General features: G+C 62.4%; 17 protein-coding genes. 6 read left to right on the plus strand and 11 right to left on the minus strand.

The features are described 5' to 3' along the window. Window positions 1-183: 183 nt before the first annotated feature. Together ABTV29_RS17450 and ABTV29_RS17455 are read right to left on the minus strand one after the other, a co-directional pair. Window positions 184-1,467, minus strand: a complete 1,284-nt coding sequence (locus ABTV29_RS17450) for a Zn-dependent hydrolase (RefSeq protein WP_433765792.1) — start codon at window positions 1,465-1,467, stop codon at window positions 184-186. A gap of 141 nt (window positions 1,468-1,608) precedes the next feature. Beyond that, on the minus strand, window positions 1,609-3,093 hold the full coding sequence (locus ABTV29_RS17455) for an NCS1 family nucleobase:cation symporter-1 (protein WP_433765794.1): 1,485 nt from the start codon (window positions 3,091-3,093) through the stop codon (window positions 1,609-1,611). Between the two features lie 541 nt (window positions 3,094-3,634). Between ABTV29_RS17455 and hydA the strand changes: the two genes are divergently transcribed. From hydA to preA, 3 genes are all read left to right on the plus strand, one after another. Further along, a complete protein-coding gene (gene hydA / locus ABTV29_RS17460; protein WP_433765796.1) occupies window positions 3,635-5,074 on the plus strand; it encodes a dihydropyrimidinase in 1,440 nt (479 codons plus the stop codon). Window positions 5,075-5,228: 154 nt separating this feature from the next. Beyond that, on the plus strand, window positions 5,229-6,596 hold the full coding sequence (locus ABTV29_RS17465; protein WP_433765798.1) for an NAD(P)-dependent oxidoreductase: 1,368 nt from the start codon (window positions 5,229-5,231) through the stop codon (window positions 6,594-6,596). Then, entirely contained in the window at window positions 6,597-7,871 is a 1,275-nt protein-coding gene (preA, locus tag ABTV29_RS17470; RefSeq protein WP_433765799.1) for an NAD-dependent dihydropyrimidine dehydrogenase subunit PreA, read from the plus strand. It abuts the gene before it with no gap. 115 nt (window positions 7,872-7,986) lie between these two features. Here preA and ABTV29_RS17475 read toward each other — a convergent pair whose 3' ends face one another. Beyond that, window positions 7,987-8,607 carry a TetR/AcrR family transcriptional regulator gene (locus ABTV29_RS17475; protein WP_433765800.1) on the minus strand — a complete coding sequence of 207 codons (621 nt, stop codon included), beginning with the start codon at window positions 8,605-8,607 and terminating at the stop codon, window positions 7,987-7,989. 139 nt (window positions 8,608-8,746) lie between these two features. On the opposite strand from ABTV29_RS17475, the gene copC reads away from it, so the two are divergent. Genes copC through ABTV29_RS17490 form a run of 3 tightly spaced genes read left to right on the plus strand, consistent with a single transcriptional unit; the run spans window position 8,747 to window position 10,907 of the window. After that, on the plus strand, window positions 8,747-9,109 hold the full coding sequence (gene copC / locus ABTV29_RS17480; RefSeq protein ID WP_433765802.1) for a copper homeostasis periplasmic binding protein CopC: 363 nt from the start codon (window positions 8,747-8,749) through the stop codon (window positions 9,107-9,109). A 3-nt stretch (window positions 9,110-9,112) separates the two neighbouring features. Beyond that, the gene (gene copD / locus ABTV29_RS17485; protein ID WP_433765803.1) at window positions 9,113-9,970 is read left to right on the plus strand and encodes a copper homeostasis membrane protein CopD; all 858 of its coding nucleotides are present in this window, start codon (window positions 9,113-9,115) and stop codon (window positions 9,968-9,970) included. A gap of 52 nt (window positions 9,971-10,022) precedes the next feature. Further along, window positions 10,023-10,907 carry an aldose 1-epimerase gene (locus ABTV29_RS17490; RefSeq protein WP_433765804.1) on the plus strand — a complete coding sequence of 295 codons (885 nt, stop codon included), beginning with the start codon at window positions 10,023-10,025 and terminating at the stop codon, window positions 10,905-10,907. On the opposite strand, the gene ABTV29_RS17495 is transcribed toward ABTV29_RS17490, so the two are convergent. The 8 genes from ABTV29_RS17495 to exaC form a co-directional block, all read right to left on the minus strand. Beyond that, the gene (locus tag ABTV29_RS17495) at window positions 10,883-12,622 is read right to left on the minus strand and encodes a hybrid sensor histidine kinase/response regulator (RefSeq protein WP_433765806.1); all 1,740 of its coding nucleotides are present in this window, start codon (window positions 12,620-12,622) and stop codon (window positions 10,883-10,885) included. The two genes, ABTV29_RS17490 and ABTV29_RS17495, sit on opposite strands and share 25 nt — an antisense overlap. Next, the gene (gene ercA, locus ABTV29_RS17500; RefSeq protein ID WP_110962520.1) at window positions 12,606-13,769 is read right to left on the minus strand and encodes an alcohol dehydrogenase-like regulatory protein ErcA; all 1,164 of its coding nucleotides are present in this window, start codon (window positions 13,767-13,769) and stop codon (window positions 12,606-12,608) included. Before ercA ends, ABTV29_RS17495 begins: the two co-directional genes overlap by 17 nt. Window positions 13,770-13,991: 222 nt before the next feature. Next, window positions 13,992-15,134 (minus strand): pyrroloquinoline quinone biosynthesis protein PqqE, encoded by a 1,143-nt coding sequence (pqqE, locus tag ABTV29_RS17505; RefSeq protein WP_433765808.1) that lies wholly within the window; start codon window positions 15,132-15,134, stop codon window positions 13,992-13,994. Next, window positions 15,112-15,384: a pyrroloquinoline quinone biosynthesis peptide chaperone PqqD gene (gene pqqD / locus ABTV29_RS17510; protein ID WP_433765810.1), complete on the minus strand. Its 273-nt coding sequence runs from the start codon at window positions 15,382-15,384 to the stop codon at window positions 15,112-15,114. Before pqqD ends, pqqE begins: the two co-directional genes overlap by 23 nt. Continuing rightward, a complete protein-coding gene (gene pqqC / locus ABTV29_RS17515; protein ID WP_433765811.1) occupies window positions 15,381-16,133 on the minus strand; it encodes a pyrroloquinoline-quinone synthase PqqC in 753 nt (250 codons plus the stop codon). The genes pqqD and pqqC overlap by 4 nt, the downstream gene beginning before the upstream one ends. 126 nt (window positions 16,134-16,259) lie before the next feature. Next, window positions 16,260-17,174 carry a pyrroloquinoline quinone biosynthesis protein PqqB gene (pqqB, locus tag ABTV29_RS17520; protein WP_433765813.1) on the minus strand — a complete coding sequence of 305 codons (915 nt, stop codon included), beginning with the start codon at window positions 17,172-17,174 and terminating at the stop codon, window positions 16,260-16,262. Window positions 17,175-17,229: 55 nt separating this feature from the next. Then, the gene (pqqA, locus tag ABTV29_RS17525) at window positions 17,230-17,301 is read right to left on the minus strand and encodes a pyrroloquinoline quinone precursor peptide PqqA (protein WP_003253598.1); all 72 of its coding nucleotides are present in this window, start codon (window positions 17,299-17,301) and stop codon (window positions 17,230-17,232) included. Window positions 17,302-17,547: 246 nt separating this feature from the next. Next, complete coding sequence (exaC, locus tag ABTV29_RS17530; RefSeq protein WP_433765815.1) at window positions 17,548-19,068, minus strand: acetaldehyde dehydrogenase ExaC; 1,521 nt, start codon at window positions 19,066-19,068, stop codon at window positions 17,548-17,550. Between the last annotated feature and the right edge of the window lie 93 nt (window positions 19,069-19,161).

Raw genomic sequence — 19,161 nt, forward strand, 5'->3', positions numbered from 1 at the left:
GGCGGCGTGTTCAGGCACCGGCTTGTGAAGATGTCGACCGCAGAGCTACGTGATAGTGCGAAAAAGCCACCCTCACCCTCCTGTAGGAGCGAGCCTGCTCGCGATGGAGGATCAGACACCTCAGTGTCTGCTGACACACCATCGCGAGCAGGCTCGCTCCCACAGGGAGAGTGAGGGCAGTCCTTATGCGGCCAATTGTCCCTTCGCAATCGCCGCCGACGCCGCCAGCATCGCCCGCAACAACACCGCACACCCGGCCGCCAAATCATCCGGCGCGGCGTTTTCGATTTCGTTGTGGCTGATGCCGCCTTCGCAGGGTACGAAGATCATCCCGGCCGGGCCGAGCTCGGCGAGGAAGATCGCGTCGTGCCCCGCGCCGCTGACGATATCCATGTGCGACAGGCCCAGGCCCTGTGCGGCGCCGCGCACGGCTTCGACGCAACCCTTATCGAAATACAGCGGCGGGAAGTCGGCGGTGGGGGTCAGTTCAAAGGTCAGGCCGTGTTCCTCGCAGGTGGTTTCGATGACTTCACGAACTTCGGCGATCATCGAGTCCAGGCGTGCCGGTTCCAAATGACGGAAGTCGAGGGTCATGCGCACTTCGCCGGGGATGACGTTGCGCGAGCCGGGATAGGCTTGCAGGCAACCGACGGTACCGCAGGCATGGGGTTGATGGCCCAGGGCCGCGCGATTGACCGCGCCGACGATCACCGAGGCGCCGACCAGTGCGTCCTTGCGCAAGTGCATCGGGGTCGGCCCGGCATGGGCTTCGACGCCGCGCAGTTTCAGGTCGAACCATTTCTGCCCGAGGGCGCCCATCACCACGCCGATGGTTTTGCGTTCGTCTTCGAGAATCGGCCCCTGCTCGATGTGCGCCTCGAAATACGCGCCCACCGGATGACCACTGACCGCGCGCGGCCCGGCATAGCCGATGGCATTCAACGCCTCGCCCACCGTCACGCCCTCGGCATCGACCTTGGCCAGGGTTTCTTCCAGGGTGAATTTTTCCGCGAACACGCCGGAGCCCATCATGCACGGGGCGAAACGCGAACCTTCTTCGTTGGTCCACACCACCACTTCCAGCGGCGCTTCGGTTTCCACACCCAGGTCATTGAGGGTACGCAGCACTTCGACGCCGGCCAGCACGCCGAAGCAACCATCGAACTTGCCACCGGTGGGCTGGGTGTCGATGTGGCTGCCGGTCATTACGGGCGGCAGGTTCGGATTGCGCCCCGGGCGACGGGCGAAAATATTGCCCACGGCGTCGATGCTGACGGTGCAGCCGGCCTCCTCGCACCACTTCACGAAGGTATCGCGGGCCTGGCGGTCGAGGTCGGTCAGGGCCAGGCGGCAGACGCCGCCCTTGACCGTGGCGCCGAGTTTGGCCAGTTCCATGAGCGACTGCCACAGGCGATCGCGGTTGATGTGCTGATGGGCGGACTGCAGAACGTCTACAGCTGCGTTCATGATGATCTCCTCAGGCTGTTCTTATGTGTTTCTTCAGGCATTTGCTCGGTGAACTTGAGATCGCCATCGCGAGCAGGCTCGCTCCCACAGGGGATCGCATTCCAATTGTGGGAGCGAGCCTGCTCGCGATGAGGCCAGTGCTCACACCGCAGTTTTCGCGACCGATGGGCTGGGCCGCATCGCGCACAACCCGTAGTAAATCAACCCACCCAGCGCCGACCCGGTAAACCAGCCGTAGCTGTAGAACCAACTGAACGCATCGCTGCCAAGCGACAACAGCGTCAGCACCACCGGCACGGCGAAGGCGAGAAACCCGTTCCAGTTCCACGCCGGGTAAACGTCATCGCGATACAGGCCGGCAAGGTCCAGTTGCTGTTTCTTGATCAGGAAATAGTCCACCACCATGATCCCGGCAATCGGCCCCAACAGGCTGGAATAGCCCAGCAGCCAGTTGGAATACACCGTCTCCAGGCTGATGTCCGAGACGATCAGGCCGAGCTTCTTGAGCAGTTCATGAGCCATCAGCGCCAGGCCGACGAAACCGGTGAGCATCACCGCCTTGGTGCGGTTGATCACCTTGGGCGCGATGTTCTGGAAGTCGTTGGTCGGCGACACGATGTTCGCCGCCGTGTTGGTGGACAGCGTGGCGATGATGATCAGCGCCATGGCCACCGCGACCCAGACCGGGCTCTGGATGTGGCCGATCAGGGTCACCGGATCGGACACCGTAACCCCCACCAGTTTCACCGAGGCGGCGGTCATCACCACACCCAGCGCAGCGAACAGGAACATGGTCAGCGGCAGGCCCATGATCTGCCCGACGATCTGCGCTTTCTGGCTTTCGGCATAGCGGCTGAAGTCCGGAATGTTCAGCGACAGCGTGGCCCAGAAGCCAACCATCGCGGTCAGCCCGGCGGCGAAGTAACTGACCACACTGGCCCCTTCGGGACGCTTGGCCGGAATCGCCAGCAGTTCGGTCATCGACACATTGGGCATCGCCCACACCAGCAGCCCCACGCCCACGGCCACCAACAGCGGTGCGGACAGGGTTTCCAGCCATTTGATCGACTCAGCGCCGCGGATCACCACCCACAGGTTCAAGGCCCAGAACATCATGAAGCCCAATACTTCACCGGTGCCGCCCAAGGACTTCCAGCCCTCGAACACCGAGCCCAGAAACAGATGGATGGCCAGGCCGCCGAACATCGTCTGAATGCCGAACCAGCCACACGCCACCAGCGCGCGGATCAGGCACGGAATGTTGGAACCGAGGATGCCGAACGACGAACGCAACAGCACCGGGAACGGAATGCCATATTTGGTGCCGGGAAAGGCATTCAGGGTCAGGGGAATCAATACGATGATGTTGGCGAACAGAATCGCCAGCAGTGCTTCACCGACGGTCAGGCCGAAATAGGCCGTCAGCACGCCGCCCAGGGTGTAGGTCGGCACGCAGATCGACATGCCGACCCACAACGCGGTGATGTGCCATTTATTCCAGGTTCGCTCACGCACCTTGGTCGGTGCCATGTCGTGGTTATAACGGGGACTGTCGAGGACATCGCTGCCGGCTTCCAGCTCAAACAAGCCGTTGCGCTCGATCACTTGCGATCTGTTCTGTTGCATGGCCGCTCCACTGTTCTTTGAATTATTTTTTGCTCATCGAGGGCTGGCGACTTCAATAAGTGTGCCGCGCACCCCGGTTGCGCATCGGGCAGTTCCATAAACACTTTGTAAGCAACTGATGTTTATCAGTTTTGTTATTGAGTCCCGGAATTGACTGCCCTGTCACTCAGGCCGAATGCCAAGTCAGTCATTCAAACTATCGAGACTCAATCTGGTGCGTGAATCTTTATTGCCAGGCTGCGCACCAACCCACAACCCGCCTCAAACAGCTGATTTCACATAGGAAATCTCGACCATATTTCGATCCTGTCAAGTGCGTCAAAATGGGGAAACGCTGCACCATTTTGTTTATTTGCATTTTTAATTCTTATTAATCAACTACTTAAAACAGGCATAAGCATATAAAAAATATTCTTGCTGATTCCAGAAACAGCAGCTAGCGTTTAATCCTGACAGCGTTGACAGGAATAACGTTCAACGCTGGCTTTATATAAAACATCTAGAACCGACATCAGTCGGTCATGCCTGCGAGGAATCCGGAATGTCTCTGTTGATCCGTGGCGCTACCGTTGTTACCCATGATGAAAGTTATCGCGCCGATGTGTATTGCGCAGACGGCGTGATCAAAGCCATCGGCGACAACCTCGACATACCCGCAGGTGCCGAGGTCCTCGACGGCAGCGGACAGTACCTGATGCCCGGCGGCATCGATCCCCACACTCATATGCAATTGCCCTTCATGGGCACCGTGGCCAGCGAGGACTTCTACAGTGGCACGGCAGCGGGCCTGGCCGGTGGCACCACCTCGATCATTGACTTCGTGATTCCCAATCCACAGCAGTCTCTCATGGAAGCCTTCCACCAGTGGCGCGGCTGGGCCGAGAAATCCGCTTCCGACTACGGGTTTCACGTCGCCATCACCTGGTGGAGCGAGCAGGTCCGCGAGGAAATGGCCGAGCTGGTGAACCATCACGGGGTCAACAGCTTCAAGCATTTCATGGCCTACAAGAACGCGATCATGGCTGCGGACGACACCCTGGTGGCAAGTTTCGAACGCTGCCTGGAACTGGGCGCGGTGCCTACCGTGCACGCGGAAAACGGCGAGCTGGTCTATCACCTGCAACGCAAGCTGATGGCCCAGGGCATGACCGGGCCGGAGGCGCATCCGCTGTCGCGCCCTTCCCAGGTGGAAGGCGAAGCCGCGAGCCGGGCGATCCGCATTGCCGAAACCCTCGGTACGCCGCTGTACCTGGTGCACGTTTCGACCAAGGAAGCCCTCGACGAAATCACCTACGCCCGGGCCAAGGGCCAGCCCGTCTATGGCGAGGTACTGGCCGGGCACTTGCTGCTGGACGAGAGCGTCTATCAACACCCGGACTGGCAGACCGCCGCCGGCTACGTGATGAGCCCGCCCTTCCGCCCGCGCGGCCATCAGGAAGCCCTGTGGCATGGCCTGCAAGCGGGCAACCTGCACACCACCGCCACCGATCACTGCTGTTTCTGCGCCGAGCAGAAGGCCGCCGGCAAGGACGACTTCAGCAAGATCCCCAACGGCACCGCCGGCATCGAAGACCGCATGGCCGTGCTCTGGGACGAAGGGGTCAACACAGGGCGCTTTTCGATGCAGCAGTTCGTCGCCCTCACCTCTACCAACACCGCGAAGATCTTTAATCTTTACCCACGCAAAGGCGCGATCCGCGTGGGCGCCGATGCCGATCTGGTGCTGTGGGACCCGAACGGCACCCGGACGATTTCGGCCAAGACCCATCACCAGCAGGTCGACTTCAATATCTTCGAAGGCAAGACCGTACGCGGCGTGCCCAGCCACACCATCAGCCAGGGCCGGGTGGTCTGGGCCGACGGCGACCTGCGCGCCGAACGGGGTGCCGGGCGCTACATCGAACGGCCGGCGTATCCGGCGGTGTTCGATTTGCTGAGCAAGCGGGCTGAGTTGAATCAGCCGGTTGCGGTGAAACGCTGAAATCGAGGCCTTCGGCCATCGCGAGCAGGCTCGCTCCCACAGTTGGAATGCGTACCCCTGTGGGAGCGAGCCTGCTCGCGAAGAGGCAGGTCCAGACAACAAAAAACCAATGCCCGACAGAGGCATAACCTCCATCACCGTGAGGCTAAAAACCGTGATCAAGACCCTGACCCATCTCCCGCACCCCTACGAGAACGCGGCCGTCCTCGCCGGTCATTTCACCGACCTGGCGCCGCCGCTCAATGACCGGCAGGCCCATCTGGAAGCCTCGCGCTGCCTGTATTGCTACGACGCGCCCTGCGTCAACGCCTGCCCCAGCGAAATCGATATCCCTTCGTTCATCCGCAACATCCATCAGGACAACGTGCAGGGTGCCGCGCAGAAAATCCTCTCGGCCAACATTCTTGGCGGCAGTTGCGCGCGGGTCTGCCCCACGGAAATCCTTTGCCAGCAGGCCTGTGTGCGCAACAACGCCCACGAATGCGCGCCGGTGCTGATCGGCCTGCTGCAGCGCTATGCCGTGGACAACGCGCATTTCAGCCAGCACCCCTTCCCTCGCGCCGCCGCCACCGGCAAGCGCATTGCCGTGGTCGGTGCAGGCCCGGCCGGGCTGTCCTGCGCCCATCGCAGCGCCATGCATGGCCATGACGTGGTGATTTTCGAAGCGCGGGAAAAGGCCGGCGGCCTCAATGAATACGGAATCGCCAAATACAAGCTGGTGGACGACTACGCACAGAAGGAGCTGGAATTCCTGCTGGAGATCGGCGGCATCGAAATCCGCCACGGGCAAAAACTCGGCGACAACCTGAGCCTCAGCGAACTGCACCAACAATACGATGCGGTGTTCCTCGGCCTTGGACTCAATGCTAGCAAACAACTCGGCCTGCCCCACGAAGATGCCCCGGGCCTGATGGCCGCCACCGACTACATCCGCGAATTGCGCCAGGCCGATGACCTGACCCAATTGCCGCTGGCCGACCACTGCATCGTCCTCGGTGCCGGCAACACTGCCATCGACATGGCCGTGCAAATGGCCCGCCTCGGCGCCCGCGACGTCAACCTGGTGTACCGCCGTGGTGCCGAAGACATGGGCGCCACCCACCACGAACAGGAGATCGCCAAAGCCAATCAGGTGCGCCTGTTGACCTGGGCGCAACCGGACGAAGTGCTGCTCGATGACCAGGGTCAGGTGCGCGGCATGCGCTTCGCCCGCACCCATCTGGTCGAGGGCCGCCTGCAAACCACCGGCGAAACCTTCGAGCTGGCCGCCGACGCGATCTTCAAGGCCATCGGCCAGAGCTTCGATGACAGCGCCCTCGCCGATCCGCTGGCCCGGGAACTCAAGCGCCAGGGCGATCGCCTGTTGGTGGACGAAAACCTGCGCACCAGCATCCCCGGCGTGTATGCCGGCGGCGACTGCACCAGCCTCGATCAGGACCTCACCGTGCAAGCGGTGCAGCACGGCAAGCGAGCCGCCGAGGCCATTCATGCTCAATTGATGCTCAACGTGGAGGCTGCGTAAATGGCCGATCTATCGATTGTCTTCGCCGGCATCAAAAGCCCCAACCCGTTCTGGCTGGCCTCCGCGCCGCCGACCGACAAGGCCTACAACGTGGTCCGCGCCTTCGAGGCCGGCTGGGGTGGAGTGGTCTGGAAAACCCTGGGTGAAGACCCGGCGGCGGTCAACGTGTCGTCGCGCTACTCGGCGCATTACGGGGCCAACCGCGAAGTGCTGGGCTTCAACAACATCGAGCTGATCACCGACCGCTCGCTGGAGATCAACCTGCGGGAAATCACCCAGGTCAAAAAGGACTGGCCGGACCGCGCGGTGATCGTGTCTCTGATGGTGCCCTGCGTCGAAGAGTCCTGGAAACACATCCTGCCGCTGGTGGAAGCCACTGGCGCCGACGGCATTGAACTGAATTTCGGTTGCCCCCATGGCATGCCGGAACGCGGCATGGGCGCGGCGGTCGGCCAGGTGCCGGAGTACGTCGAACAGGTCACCCGCTGGTGCAAGACTTATTGCTCGTTGCCAGTGATCGTCAAGCTGACGCCGAACATCACCGACATCCGCGTCGCCGCCCGTGCAGCCCACCGGGGTGGTGCCGATGCGGTGTCGCTGATCAACACCATCAACTCGATCACCAGCGTCGACCTGGAGCGCATGGTGGCCAACCCGGTGGTCGGCAGCAAAAGTACCCATGGCGGTTACTGCGGCTCGGCGGTCAAGCCGATCGCCTTGAACATGGTCGCCGAAATCGCCCGCGACCCGCAGACCTCAGGCCTGCCCATCAGCGGCATCGGCGGTATCGGCAACTGGCGCGATGCCGCGGAATTCATGGCCCTGGGCAGCGGTTCGGTGCAGGTGTGCACGGCGGCCATGCTCCATGGTTTCCGCATTGTCGAGGAGATGAAGGACGGCCTGTCGCGCTGGATGGACAGTCAGGGCTACGCCAGCATTTCAGAGTTCGCCGGGCGCGCCGTGGCCAACACCACGGACTGGAAGTACCTGGACATCAACTATCAGGTGATCGCGAAGATTGACCAGGAGGCCTGCATCGGTTGCGGTCGCTGCCATATCGCCTGCGAAGATACTTCGCACCAGGCGGTGGCCAGCCTCAAGCAAGCCGATGGCACGCACAAATATGAAGTGATCGACGAGGAATGCGTGGGCTGCAACCTGTGCCAGATCACCTGCCCGGTGCAGGACTGCATCGAAATGGTTCCGGTGGACACCGGGAAGCCGTTTCTGGACTGGAATCATGATCCGAGGAATCCGTATCACGTTGCGGTTTGATATCTGCGGCGTCTGATCCGACGCCATCGCGAGCAGGCTCGCTCCCACATTGGAATGCATTTCAAATGTGGGAGCGAGCCTGCTCGCGATGAGGTCTGCACTTGCAACACAGACCTCAAGGCTCCAACCCAATCCCCCGCAAAATCACACTCGTCACCGTCTGCACCGCCCGCTCGAACTGCATGTCCGAAAGCGGCTGGTGATCATTGAGAATGTTCACTTGATGATCGAAGTCCGCGTAATGCTGGGTCGAAGCCCAGATCATGTACAGCAGGCTTGAAGGCTCCACCGGCAGGATGCGTTTGTCGTCCACCCACTGGCGGATTTTCGCTTCCTTCATCTTGGCCCAGTCGTACAGGCTGGCGTCCAGCGCTTCGCCCAGGGTCGGCGCGCCGTGGATGATTTCGTTCGCCCAGACTTTCGAACCGTAGGGGCGGCTGCGGGAGTGGTTCATCTTGGCGCGGATGTAGCTGCTGAGCACCACGCGTGGGTCGTCGAACATTTCAAAGCACAGCGCGTCCTGCTTCCACACTTCCAGCAGGCCCAGCAGCACGGCGCTGTACAACTCGGTCTTGGTGCTGAAGTAGTAATGCAGGTTGGAGCGCGGCAGTTGCACCTCGGCGGCGATGTCGGCCATGGCGGTGCTGCCGAAGCCTTTTTCGGCGAAGACCTTCTCGGCCCCCAGCAGAATTTTCTCGACGTTACTGCGACGAATCTCGATCTTGTGATTGCCCATAAGGGCTCCCTGACAACAGCGTTAAACAAGACTAGCATCCGCTCTACCGCGCGGCGACAGGGGGAAAGCAAACTTCCTGCAACCGGTCCTTCACGACTAGACTTGCGCCCACACTGAACCTGCCATCGAGGGATTGAACATGCTGAAAAAAACCCTGACCACCGCCGCCCTGCTCGGCTCGCTGCTCGCCGCGTCCTCGGTGTGGGCCCACGCGCATTTGAAGAGCCAGAGCCCGGCCGCCGACAGTACCGTCAGCCCGCCGGCGGAGCTGAGCCTGGTGTTTTCCGAAGGGGTCGAAGCCGACTTTTCCAAAGTCATGATCAGCAAGGATGGCGCCGAGATCCTGGTGAAAAGCCTGGCCACCCAAGGCAGCGACAAGAAGACCCTGATCGTCACCCCGGCTGCACCTTTGACCGCCGGCGACTACAAGGTCGAGTGGCACGTGGTGTCGGTCGATACCCACAAAAGCGAAGGTGCCTACGCCTTCAAGGTGGGCCAGTAATACATGACCGACGCGATGGTGCTGTGCCGCTTCCTGCATTTCACCATGGTGCTGATGCTGTTCGGGGCGTGGGTCTTCAAGCCGCTGCTGTTGGGACGCGACACCACTCGGGATGAGCCGCTGGCGCGCATCGGCCGCTGGCTGGCAGCGGGTGCGCTGCTCAGTGGTGTCGGTTGGTTGCTGCTGGTCACCGCCAGCATGGCCGGCGCCTGGAGCGCGGCGTTCGAGCCATCGACCCTGAGCCTGGTGCTGGGCCGCACCTTTTTTGGCCAGGTGTGGCGCTGGCACTTGTTGATCAACGCCCTGCTGCTCCTGTTGCTGCTGTCTCCGCTGCGCACCAACCGAACCTTGCAACTGATCCTCGGCGGCCTGCTGCTGGCGACCCTCGCCCCGGTCGGCCATGGCGCGATGTTCGATGGCGTCACAGGCCGCTGGCTGATCTTCAATCAACTGCTGCACCTGACCTGCGTCAGCGTGTGGCTCGGCGGCCTGATGCTGCTGTTGATGGTCCTGCGTCGACCTGACGGGCATTCCATCGAGGCGTTGTTGCGGCGCTTCAGTGGCGTCGGTTATGGCCTGGTGGCCGGCCTGCTGGTCACCGGGCTGATCAATGTGCGGGCCCTCACCGGGGCGTTCTGGCCGACGCCGCTGCTGACCGGCTTTGCCTTGATCCTGTTGATCAAGGTCACGCTGGTGGGCGCGATGCTGGGGCTGGCGCTGTTCAATCGGCTGAGGATCGACGATTGTCAGCAGCATCTGCCGACCCTGCGGCGCAGTGTGCTGCTGGAGTGGTTGCTGGGGATGGGCGCGGTGGCGGCGGTTTCGTTGCTGGGCACCTTGCCGCCGATGATGCCCGGTTGATCGGACCTGTTTTTGCGCAACCTTTTCCTTCCTTGAGCATAAGAAAGAAACCATGACCCTTGTCGAGCTCGAAGACGACCTCACCCACCTCACCCTCGCTCCGCAACTGGGTGGCAGCATCGTCAACTGGACCGTACGCGGCAGCGGCCAACCGCTCCTGCGCCACACCGATACCCAGGCACTCGACAGCGGCCTGCCCGGCGGGCTCGGCTGCTTTCCCCTGGCGCCCTGGTCAAACCGCATCGCCGAAGGCGGTTTCGATTGCCCGGATGGCTGGCTGGCGCTTGAGCCCAACAGCCTTACCGACCGGCTGCCGATTCACGGCAGCGCCTGGCAGCAAGCGTGGCAAGTGCTCAGCCAATCGGCGAATGAAGTGATCCTGCAACTGCACAGCACTACGCCCTTTGCCTACCGCGCCCGTCAGCGTTTCCATCTCAGTGCCGGTCGATTGAGCATCGAACTGCAGGTTACCCATCTGGCCGACCGCGCCGCCTGGCACGGGCTGGGTTTGCACCCCTACTTTCCGCGCCTGGCGAGCACTCGCCTCAAGGCGCCGGCCGAGCAGGTCTGGCTGTGCGATGCGTCGAAATTGCCGACACAGCTCAGCCGCCTGCCGACCGAATGGGATTTCCGGCAATTGTCGGCACTGCCCGAGTCACTGGTCGACAACGGCTTTTGCCAATGGAACGGCCACTGCCTGATCCGGCAACCGGACCTGGGCCATGAACTGGAATGCCAGGCCAGCGGCAGCGACTGCTACCTGCTCTACTGCCCGCCCGGCCTGGATTTTTTCTGCCTCGAACCGGTCAGCCACCCGGTCAACGCCCATCACCTGCCCGGTCGGCCGGGCTTGCGTTTACTGGAGCAAGGCCAAACCACTGAACTGGGCTTCACCCTGCAATATCGATCGCTTCAAGCCGGCGCGCCCAACAACTGACTCAGTACCGCACGCAACTTGCCGGGTTTCACCGGTTTGTTCAGCAGCGGTGCATCCAGCCGTTGCAGCGAGCGCCGGCACTGATCGGTACGGTCCGCCGTGATGATCACCGCGGGAATACGCTGGTGGAAATGCTCGCGCAGATGACGCACCACATCACAGCCAACCACGGCGTGATCGAGGTGATAGTCCGCCAGGATCAGCTCCGGCGCCCTGCCCGCCAACGCCGCCAGCGCCGAGCCTTCATCGGTGGCCGTGACCACCTCGCAACCCCACTGCCCGAGCAACGCGCTCATGCTCTGCAGGATGCTCACTTCATTGTCCAGCACCAGCAAGCGCCGGCCCGGCAACGGGTCACCGGTGCTCGGCTGGGGCGCAGCCTGGCCGATCGGCAAGGGGATGTCATGGGCAAGCGGCACGTCGATGCTGAACATCGAGCCGCGCCCCGGCCGTGAATGCACGCCAATGGGATAGCCGAGGATCCTGGCGATGCGTTCGACAATCGCCAGCCCCAGCCCCACGCCTTTGCGGTCCGCGGCACGGCCGACATCCAGCTGGTTGAATTCGAGGAAGATCGAGTCGAGGCGGTCGGCCGGGATACCGCGCCCGGTGTCCCACACCTCCAGGCGCAGATACTCGCCCCTGCGCCGAACGCCAAGCAGGATGCTGCCGGCGTCGGTATAGCGGCAGGCATTGCTGAGGAAGTTGCGCAGGATCCGGGTCATCAGGCGCAGGTCGGTGCTGATGGCGTAGTCGCCCATGCGCACCCGCAGGTTCAGCCCCGCCGCCTGGGCAACGGACTGGAACTCCGAGACCAAAGGGGCGAGCAGTTCATCCAGACGGTAGGACGCGATGTCCGGCTTGACCGCCGACTGATCGAGCCGGGAAATGTCCAGCAGATCGGTCAGCAAGTCTTCCGCCCCTTCCAGGGCCTGGTGCGTACGCTCGACCAACACTTGCTCGACGTCCGGCAACTTGCGTTCGCGCAGGGTCGAGATCAGCAACCTGGCCGCGTTCAGCGGTTGCAACAGGTCATGACTGGCCGCCGCCAGGTATTTGTCCTTGCTGCGGTTGGCGGCCTCGGCGGCATCGCGGGCATCGCGCAGGGCTTGGGCGATCTGTTTACGCTGGGTGATCTGCTGTTGCAGGTTGCGGTTGGCTTCCAGCAGTTCGTCGGTGCGCGCGGTCACCCGCTGCTCCAGTTCGTCATTGAGTTGTTGCAGGCGTTGCTGAGCCTGTACGCGCTCGGTGATATCGGCGACAAACCCTTCCACCAGCCCTTCCTGGCCGGGCTTGAGCAACAGGTTCATCAACACATCGATATGGCTGCCGTCCTTGCGCCGCAGGCGGGTTTCGTAACCGTTCAGGCTGCGTTGTTGCTGGAGGATTTCGCCGATGTCCTGCAGTTCCTGCGCGCCGCCGCAGAACAGCTTGCTGGCCAGATCATTCAGGGAAAACAGCACGTCCTGCGGGTCCTGATAGCCAAGCATGCGCGCCAGTGCCGGGTTGGCGGCGCGCATGCCCGCTTGCAGGCTGGCCTGGAAAATCCCGTGGACCGCGTTTTCGAACAACCATTTGTAGCGGTTGCGCTCCGCTTCCAGCTCATCCAGGCGCGCGGCCAGTTCCGGGTAGTGGCTCTTGCGCGCCGAGTGGCTGCCCAGCCCCAGCAACCCGGTCAGCGCCGCGCGTTGCTGCTCGTCAGAGGGCTTCGCCATAGACGACCTCGACATCACGCTGGCTGGACTCGCGCGGGTTGGTCAGGATGCACGGGTCATCCATGGCGTGTTGCGACAAAAACGGAATGTCCGACGTGCTGACCCCATGTAAGCCGAGGGTTTCGTGGAAGCCGATGGCGTGTTTCAACGCGATCAGGTGCTCCACCAGGCGCCCACAGATCTGCCGCTGGTTCAGCCCTCGGCAATCGATGCCGAAAGTCTCGGCAATGACTTTGAAACGCTCCGGTGCGGAGCTGTAGTTGAAGGCCACCACGTGTTCCACCAGCACCGCGTTGCACAGGCCATGGGGCAGATCGAGAAAACCGCCCAGGCTGTGGGACATGGCATGCACCGCACCGAGGATCGCGTTGGAAAACGCCAGCCCGGCCTGCATGCTGCCGAGCATGATCTTTTCCCGCAGGGCGATGTCCGTCGGGTTGGCGATCATCTGCACCAGGTTGCCATTGATCAGGCGCATGGCTTCCAGCGCGTGGGGATCGGTCAGCGGCCCGTGACCGGTGGAGACGAAGGCTTCGATGGCATGCACCAGGGCATCGATGCCGGTACAGGCCGAAAGGAACGGGTCCATGCTCAGGGTGGTTTCCGGGTCGATCAGCGACACGTCCGGCACCACCGCCTTGCTGACGATGGAGAACTTCATGCGTTCCTGCTGGTTGGAAATGATCACGAACTGCGAGACATCGGCCGAGGTGCCGGCGGTGGTCGGGATCAGGATCAACGGCGGGCTGGGCACGCGGATGGTGTCCACCCCTTCGAATTCGAGGATGTTGCGACCGTGGGCGACGACAATCCCGATGCCCTTGCCGCAATCCATCGGGCTGCCGCCGCCGACCGCGACAATCACATCGCAGTGATTTTCCCGGTACATCTCGGCACCGAGCATGACCTCTTCGATCCGCGGATTGGGCGAGACGGCGCTGTACAGGCAATATTCGATGCCCAGCGCCTGAAGGCTGGCCTCGACATCGGCGACCCACCCGGCGGCAATCACGCCCGGATCACTGACCACCAGCACCTTGCGTGCGCCAAAGGTCTTGGCGTAGTTACCGACGTTGTGCCGGCAACCGGCACCGAAGATGATTTCAGGCGAGACGAACTTGCGCAGCTGACTGAGACTCTGGCTCATTGGAAGCCTGTTTTTATTGTTTTGAAAGGTAACATCCACACTAAAGCATCCGGCTGCGAATGCAATCAGACCAATTGACGGGGAAGCGCAGAAACCGAATTCACCCAGGGCCCCTGTGGGAGCGGGCTTGCCCGCGATGAGGCCAGCACATTCAACATTGATGTCGACTGTCAGTCCGTCATCGCGGGCAAGCCCGCTCCCACAGGTTCCGCGGTGTTTGAATTATCCGCGATAGATCAACTGTGAAGCCTTCTCATTGCGCAACGTCAGGTGCTCCATGCCCTGCCCCGGCGCTTCGGCCTCCTCCCGGGCCTTGAGGATGACGCCGTGGTGTGGCGACTTGCTGCACACCGGGTCGGCATTCTCGGCATCGCCCGTCAGCATGAACGCCTGGCAGCGGCATCCACCCAGGTCCTTGTGCTTTTCATCGCAGGAGCGACACGGCTCCTTCATCCACGCATCGCCGCGAAAGCGGTTGAAGCCGAACGAATCGTTCCAGATGTGCGAAATGCTGTGTTCACGCACGTTGGGAAATTGCACCGGTAACTGGCGGGCGCTGTGGCAAGGCAATGCCGTGCCGTCGGGGGTGATGTCGAGAAACAGGTTGGCCCAGCCGTTCATACAGGTCTTGGGACGTTCCTCGTAGTAGTCCGGGGTGACGAAGATCAGTTTGCACGGATGGCCCTGGGCCTCGAGGCGCTGGCGATATTCGTTGGTGATGCGCTCGGCGCGCTGCAATTGCTCGCGGGTCGGCAGCAGGCCCACGCGATTGAGTTCGGCCCAGCCGTAGAACTGGCAGGTGGCGAGTTCGACAAAATCCGCTTCCAGCTCCAGACACAGGTCAATGATCTGCTCGATCCGGTCGATGTTGTGCCGGTGGGTGACGAAGTTCAGCACCATCGGATAGCCCTGGGCTTTCACCGCCCGGGCCATGGCCAGTTTTTGCGCGAAGGCTTTTTTCGAGCCGGCCAGCATGTTGTTCACCGCTTCATCGGCGGCCTGGAAACTGATCTGGATATGGTCGAGCCCGGCCACCTTGAAGTCGCGCACCTTCTGTTCGGTCAGGCCGATGCCCGAGGTGATCAGGTTGGTGTAGTAACCCATGTCCCGCGCGGCCTTGATCAACTGCGCCAGGTCCTGGCGCACCAGGGGCTCGCCACCGGAAAACCCCAGTTGCGCGGCGCCCATCTCCCGGGCTTCGCGGAATACCCGGATCCAATCCTCGGTGTCCAGCTCTTCACCATGGCGGGCGAAGTCCAGCGGATTGGAGCAATACGGGCATTGCAGCGGGCAACGGTAGGTCAACTCCGCCAGCAACCACAGCGGCGGCCCCGGCAGTGCTTCACTCGATCCAGAACTGCGCATGGGCCACCTCCAGAAACGCCAGCACATCCTCGTCGATTCCCGGCACACCGGGGAAATCCGCCGTCAGCCGATCGATGATCGCGGCGACGCTGCGCTCACCATCCAGCAGGGTCAGAATCTGCCCGGCACTGGCGTTGAGCTTGATCATGCCTTCGGGGTACAGCAGCACATGGCAGGCCTGGCGCGGTTCCCATTGCAGGCGAAAACCCCGGCGCAACGCGGGTGACTGTTGGCGATTGATCAGGCTCACAGGGCGATCCCCCGATGCCAGACCTTGTCCCGGGTGACCGTGTGATAAGGCGGACGCTCCATCTCATAGGCCATGCTCATGGCATCGAGCATGCTCCACAGCACGTCGAGCTTGAATTGCAGGATTTGCAGCATGCGTTGCTGGGCCTCAAGGGTGACGTAATGCGCCAGGGTGATGCGCAAACCGTGCTCGACATCGCGCCGGGCCTGGCCCAGGCGCGTGCGGAAGTATTCGTAGCCGGCCGGGTCGATCCACGGGTAGTGCTGTGGCCAGCTGTCCAGGCGCGATTGGTGGATCTGCGGCGCGAACAGTTCGGTCAGCGAACTGCTGGCGGCTTCCTGCCAGCTGGCACGGCGGGCGAAGTTGACATAGGCATCCACGGCGAAGCGCACGCCGGGCAACACCAGTTCCTGAGAAAGGATTTGCTCACGATCCAGCCCCACTGCTTCGCCCAGGCGCAACCAGGCTTCGATACCGCCTTCGCTGCCGGGGGCGCCGTCGTGGTCCAGCAGGCGCTGAATCCACTCGCGGCGGATCTCGCGGTCGGGGCAGTTGGCCAGGATCGCGGCGTCCTTGAGCGGAATGTTCACCTGATAGTAGAAGCGGTTGGCCACCCAGCCCTGGATCTGCTCGCGGGTGGCGCGGCCCTGGTACATCGCTACGTGATAGGGGTGATGGATGTGGTAATAGGCGCCCTTGGCGCGTAGGGCCTGCTCGAACTGACTGGGGGTCATTGGGGCCTGGGTCATTGCGTTTCTCCGGAAAATCTTCGGTGTCTGGTCTGTCCCTATCGCGAGCAGGCTCGCTCCCACAGGAGTACGCGATCACTGTAGGAGCGAGCCTGCTCGCGATAGACCGCGCAGCGGTCTCAATTCCTACAGTTCAATACTCATTCCGTCATACGCCACCTCGATCCCCCGCCGCGCCAGCAGCGCCCGTTCGGCCGAGTCTTCGTCGAGGATCGGGTTGGTGTTGTTGATGTGGATCAGCACCTTGCGCTGGCGAGGGAAAGCTTCCAGCACGTCCAGCATGCCGCCCGGCCCGCTTTGCGCCAGGTGCCCCATTTCACTGCCCAGGCTGTCACCGACTTCGCACAGGCGCATCTCGTCATCGCGCCATAGCGTGCCGTCCAGCAACAGGCAATCGGCGCGCTGCATCCAGCACAGCACCTCGTCGTCGACTTGCCCCAGCCCCGGCGCGTAGAACAGCGAGGCGCCGCTGCGCTGGTCCTCGATGAACAAACCGATGGTGTCGCCCGGCTGCGGATTGCCGCGATTGGGGGAATACGGCGGCGCGTTGCTGACCAATGGAATGGCGCGAAACTGCAGGTGGCTGCAGGCGGCAATCCCGAACGGCTTGCGATCCAGGCGCAGCGGTTGCCACTGCAATCCACCGTTCCAGTGCTTGAGCATGGTGAACAACGGGAAGCCGCTGCTGAGATCCTGGTGAACCCGCTCGGTGCACCAGACGTTATGTGGGCAGCCTTCGCGCAGGCTCAGCAGGCCGGTGCAGTGATCGATCTGACTGTCCATCAACACCACGCCGGCGATGGCGCTGTCACGCAAGCGGCGGGCCGGTTGCAGCGGCGCGAAACTCTCGAGTTGCGCGCGGATGTCCGGCGAAGCGTTGCACAGCACCCAGTCCACACCGTTGTCGCTCAGGGCAATCGACGATTGCGTGCGCCGCTGCGCGCGCAGGCTGCCGTTGCGCACGCCGGCGCATTGCCGGCAATTGCAGTTCCACTGCGGAAAACCACCGCCGGCGGCGGAGCCAAGGACACGGATGTGCATGAGCAATGCTCCAGAAGGCAGACCCGGCCAACGCAGCCGCTGGCCGGGTGAACAATCAACGGTTGGCGAAATACATCGTCACTTCGAAGCCAATGCGCAGATCGGTAAACGCGGGTTTAGTCCACATGGGTCATTCCTCTTCTTGTGCCGGGCGATTCCGGTAGCACCATTAATGCACGCAGCGCCGGGCGCCCGAATGCTACTTTCGAAGGAGGTTCGGGGGTGCGTTGGTAGGGGGTGGCGAACACACAAAACCAATGTGGGAGCGGGCTTGCTCGCGAAGGCGGTGTGCCAGTCAACATCTCTGCTGAATGACACTGCGCATTCGCGAGCAAGCCCGCTCCCACATTTGGTTGGTGGTGTTCTTGAGGGGTTAGAAGAATCCAAGCGGATTGATGTCGTAGCTCACCAGCAGGTTCTTGGTCTGCTGATAATGATCGAGCATCATCTTGTGGTTCTCCCGACCGACGCCGGACTTCTTGTAGCCGCCGAACGCGGCATGCGCCGGGTACAGGTGGTAGCAGTTGGTCCAAACACGTCCGGCCTTGATCGCCCGGCCCATGCGATAGGCGCGGTTGATGTCGCGGGTCCACAGGCCGGCGCCGAGACCGAACTCGGTGTCGTTGGCAATCGCCAGGGCTTCGGCTTCGTCCTTGAAGGTGGTGACACCCACCACCGGGCCGAAGATTTCTTCCTGGAACACGCGCATGTTGTTGGTACCCTTGAGCAGGGTCGGCTGGATGTAATAGCCGCTGGACAGGTCACCCTCCAGGCGCTCGGCCGCGCCGCCGGTGAGCAACTGGGCGCCCTCTTCCTGGGCGATGTTCAGGTACGAGAGGATCTTGTCGTATTGCTGCTCCGACGCCTGGGCGCCGACCATGGTGTCGGTGTCCAGCGGGTTGCCGCGCTTGATCTTGACGATCTTCTTCATCACCTCGGCCATGAACGGCTCATAGATCGATTCCTGCACCAGTGCCCGGGACGGACAGGTGCAGACTTCACCCTGGTTGAAGAACGCCAGCACCAGGCCCTCGGCGGCTTTCTCGATGAACGCGGGCTCGGCCTGCATGATGTCTTCGAAGAAGATGTTCGGCGACTTGCCGCCCAGTTCAACGGTGCTCGGGATGATGTTCTCGGCGGCGCAATGCAGGATGTGCGCACCCACCGGAGTCGAGCCGGTGAAGGCGATCTTGGCGATGCGTTTGCTGGTGGCCAGCGCCTCGCCGGCTTCGCGACCGAAACCCTGGACGATGTTCAGCACGCCCGCTGGCAGCAGGTCGGCGATCAGTTCGGCGAAGATCATGATCGACAGCGGCGTCTGCTCCGCCGGCTTGAGTACGATGCAGTTGCCGGCGGCCAGGGCGGGTGCGAGTTTCCAGGCGGCCATCAGCAACGGGAAGTTCCACGGAATGATTTGCCCGACCACGCCCAACGGCTCGTGGAAGTGATAGGCGGTGGTCAGCTCGTTGATTTCGGCGGCGCCGCCTTCCTGGGCGCGGATGCAGCCGGCGAAATAACGGAAATGGTCGGCCGCCAGCGGCACGTCGGCGTTGAGGGTTTCGCGCACGGCCTTGCCGTTGTCCCAAGTCTCGGTGACGGCGAGGATTTCCAGGTTCTGTTCGATGCGGTCGGCGATTTTCAGCAACACCAGGGAGCGATCCTGGGCCGAGGTCTTGCCCCAGGCGTCAGCGGCGGCATGGGCGGCGTCAAGGGCCTTGTCGATGTCGGCGGCGCTGGAGCGCGGGAACTCGGCAATCACTTCGCCGTTCACCGGCGAGGTGTTGGTGAAGTACTCGCCATTGACCGGCGCGACGAATTGACCGCCGATGAAGTTGCCGTAGCGAGGCTTGAAGGAAACGACGGCGCCAGGTGTTCCGGGTTGGGCGTAGATCATGATGAGGCCTCTGTCTGGGTCTGTGCCTGCCGTGGCGACAGGCGATGAACCGATACTAGAGAGCCCCGCGCGCCGCACGAATGCATCGTTGGC

The organism is Pseudomonas putida (assembly GCF_050989985.1).
In the GTDB taxonomy this organism is placed as follows: Bacteria; Pseudomonadota; Gammaproteobacteria; order Pseudomonadales; family Pseudomonadaceae; genus Aquipseudomonas; species Aquipseudomonas putida_AI.